The sequence below is a fragment of the Mesorhizobium sp. Arg314 genome (assembly GCF_053714275.1).
This window is the reverse complement of record NZ_JBSKBP010000003.1, coordinates 90,150-106,039: the sequence shown is the minus strand read 5'-3', so window position 1 is coordinate 106,039 and position 15,890 is coordinate 90,150. Positions and strand designations below refer to the sequence as shown.

General features: G+C 64.3%; 14 protein-coding genes. 5 read left to right on the top strand and 9 right to left on the bottom strand.

Going from position 1 to position 15,890, the window contains the following annotated elements; genetic code table 11:
• The first annotated feature begins 149 nt into the window (after positions 1 to 149).
• Positions 150 to 2,930 (top strand): tetratricopeptide repeat protein, encoded by a 2,781-nt coding sequence (locus ACWGS9_RS04370; RefSeq protein ID WP_454504070.1) that lies wholly within the window; start codon positions 150 to 152, stop codon positions 2,928 to 2,930.
• Between the two features lie 81 nt (positions 2,931 to 3,011).
• Here the strand turns inward: ACWGS9_RS04370 and ACWGS9_RS04365 are convergent, their stop codons facing one another.
• Together ACWGS9_RS04365 and ACWGS9_RS04360 are read right to left on the bottom strand one after the other, a co-directional pair.
• Complete coding sequence (locus ACWGS9_RS04365) at positions 3,012 to 5,117, bottom strand: molybdopterin-containing oxidoreductase family protein (RefSeq protein ID WP_454504069.1); 2,106 nt, start codon at positions 5,115 to 5,117, stop codon at positions 3,012 to 3,014.
• Between the two features lie 85 nt (positions 5,118 to 5,202).
• A complete protein-coding gene (locus ACWGS9_RS04360; protein ID WP_454504068.1) occupies positions 5,203 to 7,080 on the bottom strand; it encodes an ABC-F family ATP-binding cassette domain-containing protein in 1,878 nt (625 codons plus the stop codon).
• Between the two features lie 136 nt (positions 7,081 to 7,216).
• Between ACWGS9_RS04360 and ACWGS9_RS04355 the strand changes: the two genes are divergently transcribed.
• The 3 genes from ACWGS9_RS04355 to ACWGS9_RS04345 all read left to right on the top strand — a co-directional run bounded on the left by ACWGS9_RS04355 (position 7,217) and on the right by ACWGS9_RS04345 (position 8,273).
• Positions 7,217 to 7,495, top strand: a complete 279-nt coding sequence (locus tag ACWGS9_RS04355; RefSeq protein ID WP_454504067.1) for a hypothetical protein — start codon at positions 7,217 to 7,219, stop codon at positions 7,493 to 7,495.
• A gap of 146 nt (positions 7,496 to 7,641) precedes the next feature.
• Positions 7,642 to 7,773, top strand: coding sequence for a hypothetical protein (locus ACWGS9_RS04350; protein WP_454504066.1), 132 nt, complete (start codon positions 7,642 to 7,644; stop codon positions 7,771 to 7,773).
• A 299-nt stretch (positions 7,774 to 8,072) separates the two neighbouring features.
• Entirely contained in the window at positions 8,073 to 8,273 is a 201-nt protein-coding gene (locus ACWGS9_RS04345) for a hypothetical protein (protein ID WP_454504065.1), read from the top strand.
• Positions 8,274 to 8,379: 106 nt separating this feature from the next.
• On the opposite strand, the gene ACWGS9_RS04340 is transcribed toward ACWGS9_RS04345, so the two are convergent.
• From ACWGS9_RS04340 to ACWGS9_RS04320, 5 genes are all read right to left on the bottom strand, one after another.
• A complete protein-coding gene (locus ACWGS9_RS04340; RefSeq protein ID WP_454504064.1) occupies positions 8,380 to 8,685 on the bottom strand; it encodes a hypothetical protein in 306 nt (101 codons plus the stop codon).
• A gap of 3 nt (positions 8,686 to 8,688) precedes the next feature.
• On the bottom strand, positions 8,689 to 9,132 hold the full coding sequence (locus tag ACWGS9_RS04335; RefSeq protein WP_320213863.1) for a Ros/MucR family transcriptional regulator: 444 nt from the start codon (positions 9,130 to 9,132) through the stop codon (positions 8,689 to 8,691).
• 356 nt (positions 9,133 to 9,488) lie between these two features.
• A complete protein-coding gene (locus ACWGS9_RS04330) occupies positions 9,489 to 9,710 on the bottom strand; it encodes a hypothetical protein (RefSeq protein ID WP_454504063.1) in 222 nt (73 codons plus the stop codon).
• On the bottom strand, positions 9,691 to 10,809 hold the full coding sequence (locus ACWGS9_RS04325; RefSeq protein WP_454504062.1) for a DMT family transporter: 1,119 nt from the start codon (positions 10,807 to 10,809) through the stop codon (positions 9,691 to 9,693). Before ACWGS9_RS04325 ends, ACWGS9_RS04330 begins: the two co-directional genes overlap by 20 nt.
• Positions 10,809 to 11,642 carry a hypothetical protein gene (locus ACWGS9_RS04320; protein ID WP_454504061.1) on the bottom strand — a complete coding sequence of 278 codons (834 nt, stop codon included), beginning with the start codon at positions 11,640 to 11,642 and terminating at the stop codon, positions 10,809 to 10,811. The genes ACWGS9_RS04325 and ACWGS9_RS04320 overlap by 1 nt, the downstream gene beginning before the upstream one ends.
• Positions 11,643 to 11,755: 113 nt before the next feature.
• On the opposite strand from ACWGS9_RS04320, the gene ACWGS9_RS04315 reads away from it, so the two are divergent.
• Entirely contained in the window at positions 11,756 to 12,724 is a 969-nt protein-coding gene (locus tag ACWGS9_RS04315; protein ID WP_454504060.1) for a LysR substrate-binding domain-containing protein, read from the top strand.
• Positions 12,725 to 12,727: 3 nt separating this feature from the next.
• Here ACWGS9_RS04315 and ACWGS9_RS04310 read toward each other — a convergent pair whose 3' ends face one another.
• Together ACWGS9_RS04310 and ACWGS9_RS04305 are read right to left on the bottom strand one after the other, a co-directional pair.
• Complete coding sequence (locus ACWGS9_RS04310; protein ID WP_454504059.1) at positions 12,728 to 14,041, bottom strand: HlyD family type I secretion periplasmic adaptor subunit; 1,314 nt, start codon at positions 14,039 to 14,041, stop codon at positions 12,728 to 12,730.
• Positions 14,038 to 15,828 carry a type I secretion system permease/ATPase gene (locus ACWGS9_RS04305; RefSeq protein WP_454504058.1) on the bottom strand — a complete coding sequence of 597 codons (1,791 nt, stop codon included), beginning with the start codon at positions 15,826 to 15,828 and terminating at the stop codon, positions 14,038 to 14,040. The genes ACWGS9_RS04310 and ACWGS9_RS04305 overlap by 4 nt, the downstream gene beginning before the upstream one ends.
• Positions 15,829 to 15,890: the final 62 nt, after the last annotated feature.

Sequence of the window (15,890 nt, the reverse complement as noted above, 5' to 3'; positions counted from 1 at the left end):
CAGGTGCTTGGGCCAGGTCGCAAGGCGTGGCGCAGTCGCCAGGCAAAGCCGCGCGAATGTGAAGCGCCACACTCATCATCACTCGTGCGATGTGCTAATTTAGCGCCTGTGTGTCCGGCTGCGCCCGGACCTGTCCGAGGGGGACGCCGATGCTGCGGCCAGTGCATGCCCTGGTTCTTTCCTGCCTCGCCTTGACGCCGCTTGCCGACGGGGCCTTCGCGGGCCAGGCATCCTCCGACAAACCCGACGATGCGGCCAAGAAGGCTGCGCTCGATGCGGCGAAGAAGGCCGCGCTCGCCGAGGCGATCAGCGTCTGCGACAGGGGCGCCTCAGTACCGCTCGATCCCGAAGCCAAGGCGCCGCCGGTCCAGTATAGCGAGCTCTTCCCGCAGGATTTCGATCTCAGCAAGCTCAAGGTCCTGGCCGACAAATGCCAGGCGGCGATGCTCGGCGCGCCGCAGGAAAAGCGGCTGACGCTTGAATGGCTGCGGGTCCAGGTGGCGCTCAACCAGCCGGGGCTGGGCTGGCTGGTCCCGCAGATCAAGCTGCTCGCCGACGGCGGCAGTCCCGAGGCGAATTACCTCCTCTACGAGTTCTATTCGGTGCATCGGCACGACAGCACCGACGCCGGCCCGCCACCGGTCACGCGCGGCATGGCGCTCGATGCCTTGCAGAAGGCTGGTGCTGCCGGTCATCTCACGGCGCTTGAGACGCTGCTCCGTCAGTATATTGATGGGCCGCTGCTGCGCCGCGACGCGCACAAGGTAGTCGAGACCGCGCAACGCGTCATCGACGCGCCGGCCCAGGGCCAATCGCCCGGCGAATGGGACAGCCGGTTCCGCGCCGCCATGCCGCTGCTGATTGCGCGGACGACGCTGGAAAATGACGGTTTTGCCAGCGAGGAGCAGCAAAAGGCTTTTCAAGCCGTGGACGCGGATTCCAAGGCCGGGACCGATGGCCCGGAACCATCCGTGCTTGCCTATATCAAGGCACTGCGGCTGGGCCGCGGGACGCAGCAGGACGCGGCCAAGGCCAGGCAGCTTCTGGAAGCGCGCGTCGCCAACGATCGGTATGCCATACCGATGCTGGCCGACATGCTGGCCAAAGGCGAAGGCGGCCCGGTGGACGGCAAGCGCGCCATCGCCATGCTGCGCGCCGCCACCACGACTGCCGCCGGCGCCGGGCCGATGCTCGCCGGCCTGCTCCTGGACGGCAAGTTCGTCGGCAGGCAGCCGCGCGAGGCGATCCGGCTGCTCAGCGCCCCCTGGGACCTCGACGCCGGCATCAAACTTGCGAAGCTGCTTCCCGACTATGACGGCGTCCGGATCGACAATCCGGACCAGCTTGTCGAGCGCCTGAGCGACGGCGCCGAGGCCGGCGAGCCCGGCGCGGCTTTGGCGCTGGCGCGACTGCAGCTCTCGGACGATCAGCAGTTCAAAAACGAGGATTTGGCGCGCGCCACGTTGAAGCCGCTGGCGGACGCGGGCGACAGCGACGCGCTCTGGCTCTACGCCTCGACGCAATATGCCAACCTGGATTCGACCAGCTACCGGCCATCGCGCCGCGACGACGGGCTGAGCGACGACCAATTGAAAGCCCTGATCGGCGAAGGCGAAGCCAAGAAGGAGGCGCAGGCCTATCTGCTGCAGGCCAAGCTGTTGCGCAAAGGCGTGGCCTATCCGCAGGACGACCAGAAGGCGACCGCGATGCTGATCAACGCCGCCAATCTCGGCAGCGTCGAGGCGATGCTGCTGCTGGGCGACGCCTATGACGATGGTCTCGGCATCGACAAAAACCCGCGCGAGCGCCTGCATGCGTGGCGAGAGGCCGCGCGCCTCGGCTCACTCAAGGCAAAGAGCAAACTCGCCAACGCCTTCACCTTCGACAGTTTCGACCATCTGATGACGCTGCGCGAAGGCATCACCGACCGCATCGCGCTTTACAACAACGGCATCGGCCGGATGGGCGTCGGCGTGTTCGGCAACGACGCCGGCATGGAACTGAGCGGGCTCTTTTCCGGACCGGCCTCAAACGCCGGAACGGCGGCGGTCGCGGCCGCGGTGATGGATGCGTTCCGCGAGGCGCCGGCCGGGCTCGACGAGGAGAACCTGGTCAGCATCGGCAAGGCGCTGCCCGACGAGATCCGCGCCGCGATCGAGACGACGCTGAAGGGCGAAGGTTTTTATGCCGGCGAGCCGAAGGGCTATTTCGGCCCGGACGCGCGCAAGGCGCTCGCCGCATGGGTCGATGCGAAGGGTCCGCTTACCGATGCGCCCAATTCGCAGGCCGTAGCCGGAACGCAGCAGGCGGCCTCGGCTGCGGGCCTGCTCGCGGGCGAGATGCTCGATCGCGTCCGCGACAAGGTGTTCGCCCAGGCGCAGGCGGCCAAGACGGACAAGCAGAAGCTTGCCGCCATCAAGCAACTCGGCATGCTCGCCCGCTATGGCGACCTCCCCTCGCGCTGGGTGCTGGTGCGCAACTACCATCAGGCAAGGGCCATCCGATCGGTCGTCACGCCCGAGGAAGTCACCCGCTATGCGCTCGACATCCTGGTGTCGAAGCCTCAGGGCGTCGACAAGCCGGAGTTCGAGTTCATCTTCGACCTGACCCAGATCGCGCAGGACCGGAAATCACGGGCGGTAGGTAGCGCCACCCTGCAGGCAATCCGTGACGATCCGCGCCTGCAGGACCCGCTGACGCTCGGCGCCATCATGGGCCAGTTCGCCTTCGCGCCGGACGCCTGCGATTCCGTGCTCGCCGCAGCCAAAAAAGCCGGCGTCGACGGCGTGGGCTCGGACGGATGCGACGAGGACACGCGCACCGCGCTGATCGCCTACGCCAAAGACAAGGGCGCTTCCGGCGTCGACACCGCGGCGCGCAAGGCGGCCGCCGAAGAGGTCAAGGCGCTGGACGCGCAGGCCGCGAAGTAGTCGTTTGTCTTGCGCAATTCCGGACGGAAGGCTACGGCGAAGCTGCGGAGCCCAACCGCTACGCACTTTTCCTAGAATTGCTTAGAGCGCCCTGAGCCACACCTTATTGTCGTGGACGGCGGCGCCGCCATAGGGCGCCGGTGCGTCGGCGCCGGTCAGCACGTTGATGCCTTCGCCGCGTTCATGCGCGCTGTTTGGCCAGATGCCTTCCGCTATCACCACGCCGCGCTTCACGCCGTCGAAGACCCTCGCGTGCAGCACCACGTCGCCGCGCCGGTTGCCGACTTCGACGCGGCCGCCATCCTCGATGCCGAGAGCCGCGGCATCCTGGCGGTGGATGAGCAGTTCGGGTCTTCCTTCCTTGGCCTTCGACACCGGTGTTTCGGCGAAACTCGAATTGAGGAAATTGCGCGCCGGCGAGGTCGCCAGCCGGAACGGGTGCTCCTCGTCCGCGGCCTCGATCAACTCGACATGGTCGGGAAATTCCGGCAGCCGCCCGACCGGCCCGAACAGGCCCATGCTTTTCGGCGGCCGGTTGGGTGCCGCCTGCCCGGTCCAGTTGGGCCGGAAGTGGAATTTCTTGTCGGCATGGCCGAAGCCGTTGATGAAATGCGCGTCGTCGAAGTCGGGCTGCAGGTCGACCCACTTCTGTTCCTTCAAACTATCGAAGCTGCCGATCCCGCGCTTGCCGAGGATGATGTCGATATGCTCGCGTTCGGTCAGGCCGAAGCCTGGACGGTCGCCGACACCCAGGCGCTTGCCGAGCTCCTCGTTGACATAGTGGTTGGTGCGCGGCCCTTCCGGCGGCTCGATCAGCTTGGGGCCGAGCGTGATGTGCTGGTTGCCGCCGCCCTTGTAGATGTCGTCATGCTCCAGAAACATCGTCGCGGGCAACACGACGTCGGCGAGCTTGGCCGTATCGGTCATGAACTGCTCGTGTACGCAGGTGAACAGGTCTTCGCGCAGAAAACCCTGTTTCACCAGCCGCTGCTCCGGCGCGACATTGGCCGGATTGGTGTTCTGGATCAGCATCGCCGTCACCGGCGGGCCGCCGTAAAGCGCGTCCGCCGCGCCGGTCAGCACGGGGCCGATGCGCGAATGGTCGAGATAGCGCACCTTCGGGTCGCGCATCGCGGTGCCTTCCAGCACATCCTGGTTCAGCTTGAAGATGCCCGAATTGGAATGGAAAGCGCCGCCGCCCTCATATTGCCAGGCGCCGGTGACGGCGGCGATGCAGGAGGCGGCATGCATGTTGACCGAGCCGTTGCGCTGACGCGCAAAACCATAGCCGAGGCGGAAGTAGGTCTTCTTCGTGGTGCCGACGAGTTGCGCGAAAGCCTCGATCTCCGCGACGCCCAAGCCCGTGATGGCGGCAGCCCATTCGGGCGTGCGGGTGCGCAGATGTTCTTCCAGCCCGCGCGGGTCGTCGGTGTATTTTTCGAGATAGGCGCGGTCGGCAAGCCCATCGCGGAACAGCACATGCATGACCGCGCAGGCGAGCGCGCCGTCGGTGCCGGGCTTTAGCACAAGGCCGAGATCGGCCTGCTTCATCGTGGCGTTGTCATAGATGTCGATGACGACGATCTTGGCGCCGCGTTCCTTGCGTGCCCTGGTCGCATGGGTCATGACGTTGACCTGCGTGACCACCGCATTGGTGCCCCAGATCACCACGCAATCGGCCTTCGCCATCTCGCGTGGATCGGGGCCGCGCAGCGCGCCCGCCCCCATCATCCAGCCGGTCCAGGCGAGATTGGTGCAGATCGAGCCGAAGAAGCCTGAATATTTTTTCGCGTGCCGCAGCCGCTCGATGCCGTCGCGCTGCACCAACCCCATCGTGCCGGCATAGAAATAGGGCCAAACCGTCTCCGAGCCGTATTTCGCCTCGGCGGCGATGAATTTTTCCGCAACGAGGTCGAGGGCTGCCTCCCAGCTTGCTTCCTTCCAAGCCCCCTCGCCCTTGGCGCCAGCGCGAACCAGCGGCTTCGTCAGCCGGTCGGGATGGTGCACGCGATCGGCATAGCGCGCAACCTTGGCGCAGACGACGCCCGCCGTATAGCTGTTCGCCTTGGCGCCATGGACGCGGCCGATGCGGTTGTTGTCGAGCAGCTCGACCTCGAGCGCGCAGGTGGAAGGGCAGTCATGCGGACAGGCCGAATGGCCGATCCGGAGCTTGGCGTGCTGGTTCATGCGGGGTGTGTAGCGGGTTTTGCCGGAGAGGTGTAGGGCCAGATGTGGCTTCCCCTTCTCCCCTTGTGGGAGAAGGTGAGCCGCGCTACTCGGCGATCCCTTCCTCATACTCCGCCGACATGGTCAGCCATTTGTCCTCGTTGAGCGCCAGCGTGTGCGCCAGCTGCGAGCGCTCCTTGGCCAGCCGTGTCGCGGTCGAGGGGTCCTTCTCGTAAATCGCGGGGTTGGCGAGCTCGTCCTCGATGAGGTCCATTCGCTTGCGGATACGGTCCATCAGCGCCTCGGTGGCGCGGATCTCCTTGGCTAAAGGTTCGAGCGCGGCGCGGCGCTGGGCGGCCTCGCGGCGGCGGTCGGCCTTGGACGCCTTGTCGGCTTCCTTCTGCTCGCGGCGGTTGGAGGATACGCCGGTCACCAGCGTCTTATAGTCCTCGAGGTCGCCGTCATAGGGATTGACCGCGCCGTCCTTGACCAGCCACAGCCGGTCGGCCGTCGCTTCCAAGAGATGCCGGTCGTGCGAGATCAGGATCACCGCGCCAGGGAAATCGTTCAGCGCATGGATGAGCGATTCACGACTGTCGATGTCGAGGTGGTTGGTCGGTTCGTCGAGGATGAAGAGGTTCGGTCCCTCGAAAGCGGACAGGCCCATCAGAAGGCGCGCCTTCTCGCCGCCGGACAGATCTTTCGCGGCGGTGTTCATTTTCTCGGTCGACAGGCCGAACTGGGCGACGCGGGCGCGTACCTTGGCTTCCGGCGCATCCGGCATCAGCCGGCGCACATGCTCATAGGCGCTTTCCTCGGGGCGCAAATCGTCGAGCTGGTGCTGAGCGAAGATCGCCACCTTCAGCCCCGGCGCAACCGTCATCGAGCCGGTCTCGGCCTTGAGCCGGCCGGCGAGCAGCTTGGCGAAGGTCGACTTGCCGTTTCCGTTGGCGCCGAGCAGCGCGATGCGGTCGTCGGCATCGATGCGCAGCGTCATCTTCTTCAGCACCGGGCTGCCCTCGGTGTAGCCGACATTGACGGCATTCAGCGCCACGATCGGCGAGGCCACCGTCTTCACCGGCTCGGGGAAGGAAAACGGCCGCACGGTGTCGTTCATCACCGCGGCGATCGGCTTCAGCTTCTCCAGCGCCTTCAGACGCGACTGCGCCTGCCTTGCCTTGGAGGCCTTGGCGCGAAAACGCTCGACGAAGGATTCCATGTGCTTGCGCTGCGCTTCCTGCTTGACGCGGCTCTTTTCCTGCAGCTCGCGCTGCTCGGTGAGCTGGCGCTCGAACTGGTCGTAGCCACCGCGCCAGAAGGTCAGCTTCTTCTGGTCGAGATGGACGATCGAGTTGACGGCGCGGTTGAGCAGGTCGCGGTCGTGCGAGATCAGCAAAACCGTGTGCGGATATTTGGAGACATAGTTCTCCAGCCAGAGCGTGCCTTCGAGGTCGAGATAGTTGGTCGGCTCGTCGAGCAGCAGAAGGTCGGGCTCGGAGAACAGCACGGCGGCCAAAGCCACGCGCATGCGCCAGCCGCCGGAGAAGGACGAGGCCGGCCGCCTCTGCGCGGCATCGTCGAAGCCGAGGCCGGCCAGGATGGTGGCGGCACGGGATTCGGCCGAATGGGCGTCGATGTCGGCCAGCCGGATGTGGATCTCGGCGATGCGGTGCGCATCGGTGGCGGTCTTTTCCTCTTCGAGCAAAGCCTGGCGCTCGACATCGGCCTTCAGCACGATCTCGATCAGCGGTTCCTCGGTGCCGGGCGCTTCCTGCGCCACCTGGCCGATGCGGGTGTTTTTCGGCAGGCTGACCGAGCCGGTCTCGGACGGAAAATCGCCGGTGATCGCCTTGAACAGAGTCGTCTTGCCGGTACCGTTGCGGCCGACAAGACCGGCCTTGGTGCCGGCCGGCAAGGTCAGCGAAGCATGATCGAGAAGCAGCCGCCCTGCCATGCGCAGCGTAAGATCGTTGATGATAAGCATAAGCGGGCTTTTGCACGGGACGTCGGCGCTTCGCAAGAGCCAGACCTTGGATGGGCTCGACGCCTGCGACCGCGGGCCATCCGCCAAAAAGCCCGATGGACGGGAACCAGTTGCCTGCCGGAGCGTTTTGCAGCCCGTGATCCGCTATCTCGCCCTCGCCTTCATCTTCTTCCAGGTCGCCACGACAACCGCGCTGGCGACGCAGGTGGTTCTGTTCGAGGACGAGACGGCTGCAGTTGCTCTCCTCGCCGAACCCGCGAGCGGGGCGCTGGCACAGCCGAACTCCCCTCTCGATGGGGAAATGGCCGGTCCACCCGCCGCGGCCGCAGCGCGGCTGTTGCAGAGGACGGGCAGGCCAGAGGGGCGCACGACAGAACACCTGCTGATCCAAATTTATGCCGGTAAACAAATCTGACTGAAAGCCCGGCGGGACAGCGCCTCCCCCCTCTGCCCGTCCTCCCGTCACACTTTGCTTGCCACATCACAGGTTGGCGTTGATCGCTGCTATCGCAATCCGCCTGCAAGGCGAAATCGGACCAATATGTCTCGCAATGCGTCCAGGTGTCGCCGGCGACCAACCCGCCCTGCAACGGCCAGAACGCGTGCGGCATGATGATCGACGAGATCAAGCGCGGCTGCGCCATGATCGGCAACGACAATCCGCCGGCCTTCTGTTCCACTTTCGCAGGCTGAGCGGCGCTGCCCGCCCCCGCTGGCCCGCGACGATCAAAATTCCGCCGCGGAAGATCAACCCGGCATAGCAAGACAACCGCAAGTTCGTCTTTGGTTCAATATTAGCACGAGAAGAGACGATACCGCCAAAAAAGGACAGCAAAATCTTCGAGGTCAGGCGTGATGCTTACCAAAAATTGATTCCAGTTTTTATCGCAAATCTGCGATCTTGTGGATGCGCCGTGAGTCGTGAGTGGGCGCCAACGATAACTTGGCACAAAAAGATCGGCCAAGTAACTTGGCTATTTCAGGAGTTCGCGATGGGCGAAGCAGACAACGATCTGCGCACGCTGAGATATGTCGCCGAGATCGCGCGTAGGCTGGCGAGGATGCTTTCGCGCACGCGCTACCAGATGCTTGTCTATCTTCTTGAAATGACGGCGGTTGAAGCGGAGAACCTTGCGAGCGAACAGGGTCCCGAACGCGCCCGGCCGGTCGGGCCGCCTCAGGCCCGCGGCTAGAGCATTTCACCGTGAACCGCTCTATCTCGTTGTTTTGACGCAACTCCGGACGGAAGGCCACGGCGAGGCGCCGAGCCCAACCGCTACGTACTTTCCTGGAATTGCTCTAACAACTCGCGCGGCTGACTGCTTGCTGTAGGCGGTCCAGAACGGCGAGGCAGTTCAGCCTGCGCGTCTCGATGGCCGGCGGATCGTCGCATTCGACGATAGCGCGCTCGAACCGGTCGAGCGCGTGGAGCGCCGCAAGCAGGTCGCCGGAGGGCCAGCCCCGCGAAAACAGGATGCGCCTCGCCTTCACGGCATCGGCCGCGTCCACCGAAGACTGGGCGGCTACCCCACGGCGCAATGCGCCGAGGGCAGCCAGATGGTCGCGCCACGGCCATGGCGCGACATCATCCGTTGCGGGCAGCATGCCTCAGGCTTTGGCCTTGCGCTTGCCCTTGCCGGCGTCGCCGGCGGCCGGCTTGCGGCCGAGGCCGGAAGACTTGGCCAGCGCCGAGCGGGTGGCCGAATAGCTCGGCGCCACCATCGGATAGTCGGCGGGCAGGCCCCATTTGGCGCGGTATTCATCCGGCGTCAGACCATGGTCGGTCGCAAGGTGGCGCTTCAACGACTTGAACTTCTTTCCATCCTCCAAGCAGACGATGTAGTCGGGAAAAACCGACCGCTTCGGGTTCACGGCGGGCGTCAGCGCCACCGCCTCCTTGACAACGCTGCCGCCGGCGAGCTTGCGCACCGAGGCGCTGACGCTGGCGATCAGATCAGGCAGGCCGGAGGCGGGAAGCGGGTTGTTGCCGACATAGGCCGAGACAATGTCGGCGGTCAGCTCGATTGCAGTCTTGTCGTCGATGTTGGACAATTTTTTCACCTTCTGCTGGTCCTCAAATCGCCAGCTCTTTTTTTAAGACTTTCGTCGGTGTATCGAATTGGACCTGTCCCCCAACGGACCGTCCGGTGTCAGTAAAGCTACCAGACTCAATACAGGGTGATGTTTCTACGCGATCTGGAAACGCGCAAGTTAGGAATTCTAATAGCTACAACAAACACTTTATAGCACAGGCGGTCCGCCTGGACGCGTAAAAGTCGCTATAGCACTTCGATTTACCGTGGAGGTTGCTGAACAATCGAAGTTCAGGCCAAGTTCCGATGCGGCAACGATAATCCGCCGGCCGGATAGTCGACCATGCGCGATTCGGCGGCGCCGTGGCAAATCGCTCATTTGACGGCGACGCCGCGGCTGATATCCACCGGTGGCTTGTCCGCCAGGATTTCCAGCACGCGCTTCCAGCGCGCGCAGCGGCCGAAATCCTTCTGCTCGATAGCCTTTTCCGCCTTCATGGCCGCATAGAGCGGCGCTTCCGCGCCAAATTCCCTGACCAGCCAGTGCGCCTCTTGTCTGGCGCGGCGTTCGTCCTCGTCAACGAGCATTTTGGACATCGTCCCGGGTCTCCGTACCTTCGATGCCGACCGCAAGGCAGCTGCCAATGACGAGGACGGCGCCGGCAACCGCCGTCGTCGACAAGCTTTCGCCCGACAGGGTCAGCAGAAACGTGGAAGCGATCGGCGTCAGATAGGCGACGACCGCTATCCTGCCGCCGTGATCGAGCTTTGCCGCGCGCGACCAGAAATAGTAGCCGAGCCCCATCGGGCCGGCGCCGAGATAGAGGCCGAGCAGAAGGTGCGCGCCGGTCGAGCGCACGACGCCGTCATGCAGGCACCAGGCAAAGGTGAGCGCGACGCCGATGAGCGCCGAGGGCAAAAGCAGACGTTCCGGCGACACGGCAAGGCGGCCTACGGTGAGCGAGTAAAAGGCCATGCAGAGCGCCGAGCCGAAAGCGGCGAGGTAGCCGACGAGGCTGCCTTCGAACCAGGTCTGCGCGCGGCCGCCGGAGATCACCAGCGCGACGCCGACGAAGCCGAGCGCCGCGGCCAGCCCGAGCAGCAGCGGACGCCGCGGCCGGCCAAGCAGGATAACCACAGCCGCAGTCATCAGCGGCCAGGTATAGGCAACGAGGTTCGCCTCGATAACAGGCATCGAGGCGAAGCCGATATATTGCAGCACCATCGTGCCGACCAGGCCCAGGAAGCCGACGGCGTAGGCGGCAAGCGCGGCGGTCCCCTTCTCCCCTTGTGGGAGAAGGTGGATCGGCGCGAAGCGCCGAGACGGATGAGGGGTGCTGGAAGAAACTCCGGCGTCGGCGATCCGTCCAGCACCCCTCATCCGACCGAGCTTCGCTCGGCCACTGCCCGGGGGCGAGCCACGGGTCTCGCCCCGTCCTTCGGACCCCGCAAGGGGAGAAGGGAAGAGCCGGATCAGCGCAAAGACCAGGGCCGCGCCGCAAAATTGCAGGAACTGCACTTGCGACACGGGATAGCTGGCAAGCAGCGTCTTGCCGACCAGGGCGTTGGTAGCCCACAGCGCCACGGCGCCGAGGGCGAAGACCAGCGCCGCCCCGGGGGCGACGCTGGAGCGGCTTTGACTTTCCGGCACGAGGCTCAGCGGCACTGAAGGCGGCTCGACCGGATCATGGCTCATTACCACGACTCCCTTGCCCCGCCCGGGACCGTCTCCGCCGTCGGCTGCGGCACGGGATGCTCCTCGGCATGGCGGCGATAGGCGGGCAGCTGGTTGGTCCAGACATCCTCGGCCAGTTCGTTCACCCAGGCACGGTCTTGGTCGTTGTCGGCGGCGAGGTAGAACATGCGGTTGTCGTCGACATAGGGCTTGGTCGCCGAACGCTGGTTGAGCACCAGGGTGACGCGCTCGCCGAGCTGGATCGGTGCGGTGCGGTGGAGCACGCCGAGGAACTGGCCGAGCGTGGCGTAGTTCATCTTGTGGTCGATGCGCATGATCTTGTTGCGCGGCAGGTCGCGGCCGGTTTCCAGGATCGAGCGGCCGGTCTCGGCATCGTCGCAATAGATTTCAAGATGACCGCCGATGAGAGGATCGCTGATCGACAGCGGAATGAGCTCCGTCACCGGAACGCCATCGCAATGCCATTCGACCGCGCCGTCCTTCGGGTTCATGAAGGTGACGGTCGAGCCGACGATCGACAGCGGATACGGCTCAAGCTTGGTTCCCATCATGTCGGACAGCTTTTCCAGGCGCAGCTTGTTGTGCAAAAGCTCCTTGATCTCCGGAATATAGCGGTCGGCGCCGGTGATAAAGGTGAGGTCGAGATGCTTGTGCACGGCATGGCTGGCTTTCAGCTTCAGGGCGGCTTCCTCGATGGCGGCAAGCAGAGCGGGGTCGTAGCCATGACGATACTGGGCGACGCCGAAGCCCGACACTTTCCAGGCCGTCTCATGGCCAATGATGGCCTCGCGGCTCATTGCGCAGCGCAGTTCGGGAATTGTATGGGCGTTCATTCTACTTTCTCCAAGATGGGGGCAACACTTGGTTAACAGTCATTTAAACGCCTACCCCTGTAAATTTAGGAATGCTGGTGGTAGCGTAAGCCCAGCTTAAGGTCGAAACCCCCGTGCGTCTGCTCAGTCAGGTCAACCTCAACTCGCTGAAAATCGTGGAGAGCGCTGCGAGGCACAGGAATTTCACGCGCGCCGGCGAAGAGCAGTTTATCACCGCTTCCGCCGTCAGCCAGCGGGTGAAGAGCCTGGAGGACCAGCTGCGCTTCAAGATATTCGAGCGCGGCGGCAATGCGGTGTCGCTGACGCCGGAGGGCGAGACCTATGTGGCGCGCGTGCGCGAAGCGCTGGAGCGGATCGTGGCGGCCAGCATGGAGGCTACCGGCCAGTCGCAGGCGCATGTGCTTCGGATCTGCGTGCTGCCGACCTTCGCCGCGCGCTGGCTGTTTCCGCGGATGTCGTCCTTCCAGCGGCATTTTCCCGACATCGAGATGCGGGTGTCGACTTCCTACGCCACGCATGAATTCTCGACCTCGGAATACGATCTCGAGATCCGCTATGGCGACGGCAATTTCCCCGGCCTGACCTCGGAGCTGCTGTTCAGGGAGGATTTGACGCCGGTATGCAGCCGCAAGCTCTTCCACGACGTGCTGGGCGACAAGCCGCTGTCGAAGGTGACGCCGGAAGATCTGCGCTACTTCACGCTGCTGCACTCCGACACCTGCACCCAGAACTGGCAGTCATGGCTGGGCTTTGCCGGCGCGAGCTTCGTGCTTGGCGAGACCAGAAGCGTCTATTTCGATTCCTGCATGATGTCGTACGAAGCGGCCAATGCGGGCATGGGCTTTGCCGTCGCCAACCGCGCCTATATGGCAAGCGACATCCGCGCCGAACGGCTGGTGGCCCCCTTCGCGGTCCACCACCCCAACACGGCGGGCTGGTATTTCGTCAGCCCCCTCAAGGTGCTCGGCGCACGCAAGGTGGAGCTGTTCAAACAGTGGATCATGGCCGAGGCGGCGTTGACGCAGCGCCAGCTCGACCTCGAGATCGCCGGCGGACAGCAGGGGCGCGCGGCGCTGGCGTGAGGGTCACTCTTCCACGAATGCCCGCTGGAAAGAGTCCAGGATCGGCCGCATGAGATATTCAGCGAATGTGCGGTTACCGGTACTGATAAAGGTCTCGACCGGCATCCCGGGGTAAAGCTGCTCGGCGGTCACGTTGGCCGGAAGGTTTTCGGCGATACGCAGCTTGGCGCGGTAATAGGGCTGGTGGGTGGTTTCGTCGACCAGCTTGTCGGCGGACACCTCGGCAACAGTCGCTGCAATCTCCGGCGTAAGCCTGGCGTTGAGCGCCGAGAGGCGCAACCTTGCGCTTTGCCCAACATGGACGACATCTATGTCGCGCGGACTGAGCTGCGCCTCGACGATGACCTGCGAACTTGTCGGCAAGATCTCCATCAGTTTTTCTCCCGGCGAGATAACGCTGCCAGGCGAATTGTAGACATTTGAGACGACAACGCCGTCGGCGGGAGCCCTCACTACTGTCCGGCTCAGGATAGCCTCGGCCGCGAGCGACTGCTCCTCGACGTCGGCCAGCGATGTTCGCGTTTCGGACAGTTGGCTGACGGCCTGTTCGACCCGCTGGCTCTTGCCGCGTTCGATCTGCTCGTTCGCCTCGACGATCTGGCTTCGCGTCGAGGCGAGTTCGGAAGCGATCGCTCCTGCCTGGCCGGTCAGGTCGGCCTGGTTGCGCTGGATCTGCGTGTATTCGAAGTGGTTGGTCAGGCCTTGCTCGACCAGAGTCTTCTTGCGCTTGAGCTCGTCCGCCACGATCAAAAGCTGGTTATCGATGGCCTGCATCTGCGCGGTCAGGCCCGCGAGCGATTCAGTAAGCGTTGCGCCGCGCTGGTGCAGAATGTCCTGCTCTGACCGAAACCGGGCAAGGCGGGCCTCAAATTCCTTCTTCTGCTCGTCAATGAGGTGAGCGAGTTCCGCATCGCCCGCGCCGGTCTCGACAATCGCGTCGAAATGCAGGGTCTCCAGCCCATCTCTCTCTGCTGCAAGACGCTGCGCTGTCGCGGAGAGCGATACGAACTGTTTCTTCAGCCTGTTGACCCGCGTCCTGGCGGTGGTTGAGTCGAGGACAATCAACTCTTGCCCAGCCCGCACCCGATCGCCTTCGGCAATGCGGATTTCCTTAATGATACCGCCTTCGAGATGCTGGATACGGATATTGCGGCCCGCCGCCGCGATCGTCCCATGGGCGATGGCAGCGCCGGAGATCGGAGCGGTCGCGGCCCAATAGCCGAAGCAGCCGACCAGCAGCGCGATCGCGCCGTAGCCGCCTAGCGCGACCCAGCGCGTGCTCGAGCGAACCGAATGCTCCCAACCTGTGGCGCTCATGGTCCAGCCTGCTCCGCCTTGAGTGACCGCCCCCAGCGGCCGGAACCCTGGCTGCCGGTGCTGAACGAGGCCAATTGTACCTGCGGCGCTAGTATCGGCGCCGATGTGGCGGCACTGGGCGGTTCCGCACCCTTAATAGGAGCGAGAATGTCCGCGCTCGGACCAAAGATTTCGATAGCGCCATTGCGAAGCTTCAAGACGCGGTCGCATGCCGCCGCGATTGACATGCGGTGCGTGATGATGATCACGGTCGTGCTATCCGCGCGCGCCTGCCGGATGGCGCGATCGAGGGCCACCTCGCCTTCTCTGTCGAGATTGGCGTTGGGCTCGTCAAGGACCAGCACGTTCGGCCTTGCGAAGAATGCTCGCGCCAGCCCGATGCGCTGGCGCTCGCCGCCGGACAGCGCGACGCCCGCCGAGCCTATCTGTGTCTGATAACCTTCGCGCTGCGACAGGATGAGATCGTGCGCATGGGCATGTTGCGCGGCCTCGACGATGGCCTCGTCGCTTGCCGCCGGTTCGAAACGGGAGATGTTTTCGGCTATAGTCCCCGGCAGCAACTGCACATCCTGCGCCAGATAGCCGATGCTGCGCCCTAGCTGGCCCTCGTTCCAGGTCTTGAGGTCGGCGCCATCCAATTGCACTGTGCCGCTGCTTGGCTGGATGGCGCCGACCAGCAACCGCGCCAGAGTCGATTTCCCCGCTCGGCTAGGACCGACGATGGCGATCGCCTCGCCGGCGCCGATTTCGAAGTTCAGGCGCTTGATGATCGGCTCGGTTCCGGGCGCCGATCCGGGCGGCGTGTAGACGAGATCGCGAACCGAAAGCCGGCCGGTCGGATCGGGAAGCTGCAGCTTCTGCCGGGCGTCGGCTATTTCCGGAAGCGATTTTCTCAAGCGCTGCCAAGCGCGTCGTGCGTCGACCGTCTGCCGCCAGCCGGCAATGAGCTGGTCGAGCGGCTGCAACGCCCGGCCCGAAATAATCGAGGTGGCAAAGATCATTCCTGCTGTGGCCTCACCTGCGAGAACCAGCGAGGCGCCGACGGCCAAGGTGGCCAGTTGCAGCAGCATCCGCGTCGAGCGTGAAATGCCGCTGAAGATCGCGTTCACCGCCGAGGAGCGATCCTGAAGATTGAGCGATCCGCCAAAGCTTCTGCCCCAGACTTCGGTCGCATTGCCGCTCATGCCCATGGCCTTCAGCGTGTCGGCGTTCCGGGCGAAAGCCTGCGCAGCAAGGTTGGCGCGCGCCGCCTGCTCCGACGCGGCCGCGGAGCTCTGGCCATTGGCCATCTGGTTGAGCACCACTAGGATGATCATGATGACGGCCCCGCCGAGCGTGAGCCAGAACAGGGCGGGATGGATGAAGCCGAGCAGGACAAGGAACAGCGGCGCGAAAGGCAGGTCGAACAAGGTCATGAGGCCGCGTGAGCCGATGAAGGCGCGCACGGTGGCAAGGTCGCGCAGCGGCTGGATGTCGCCAGCGTCGGCGCGCGGCCCGTAAAGCGAGGCCTTGAACGCGCGCGATGCCAGCCGCTTGTCGATGCCGGCAGCGACGCGCTGCGAGTAGACGGCACGGATGATCTCGAAGAGGCACAGGAAGGCCAGCGCAAGCACGGCGATGATCGAGAGATAGATCAGTGTGTCGACGCTCGCAGCCGGCAGGACCCGGTCATAGACCTGCAGCATGAACAACGGCATGACCAGAAGCAGCGCATTGATGACGAAAGAGAACAAACCGATCTCGAAAATGCTCCGCGAAAACAGGGCGGTCGCACCGGGCTTAGTCATATAGCGAAGCTCCGAAGTGGGAGAGGAAGGGCCGGATCGCAAAGCTTGCGGTTCGGCCTTTC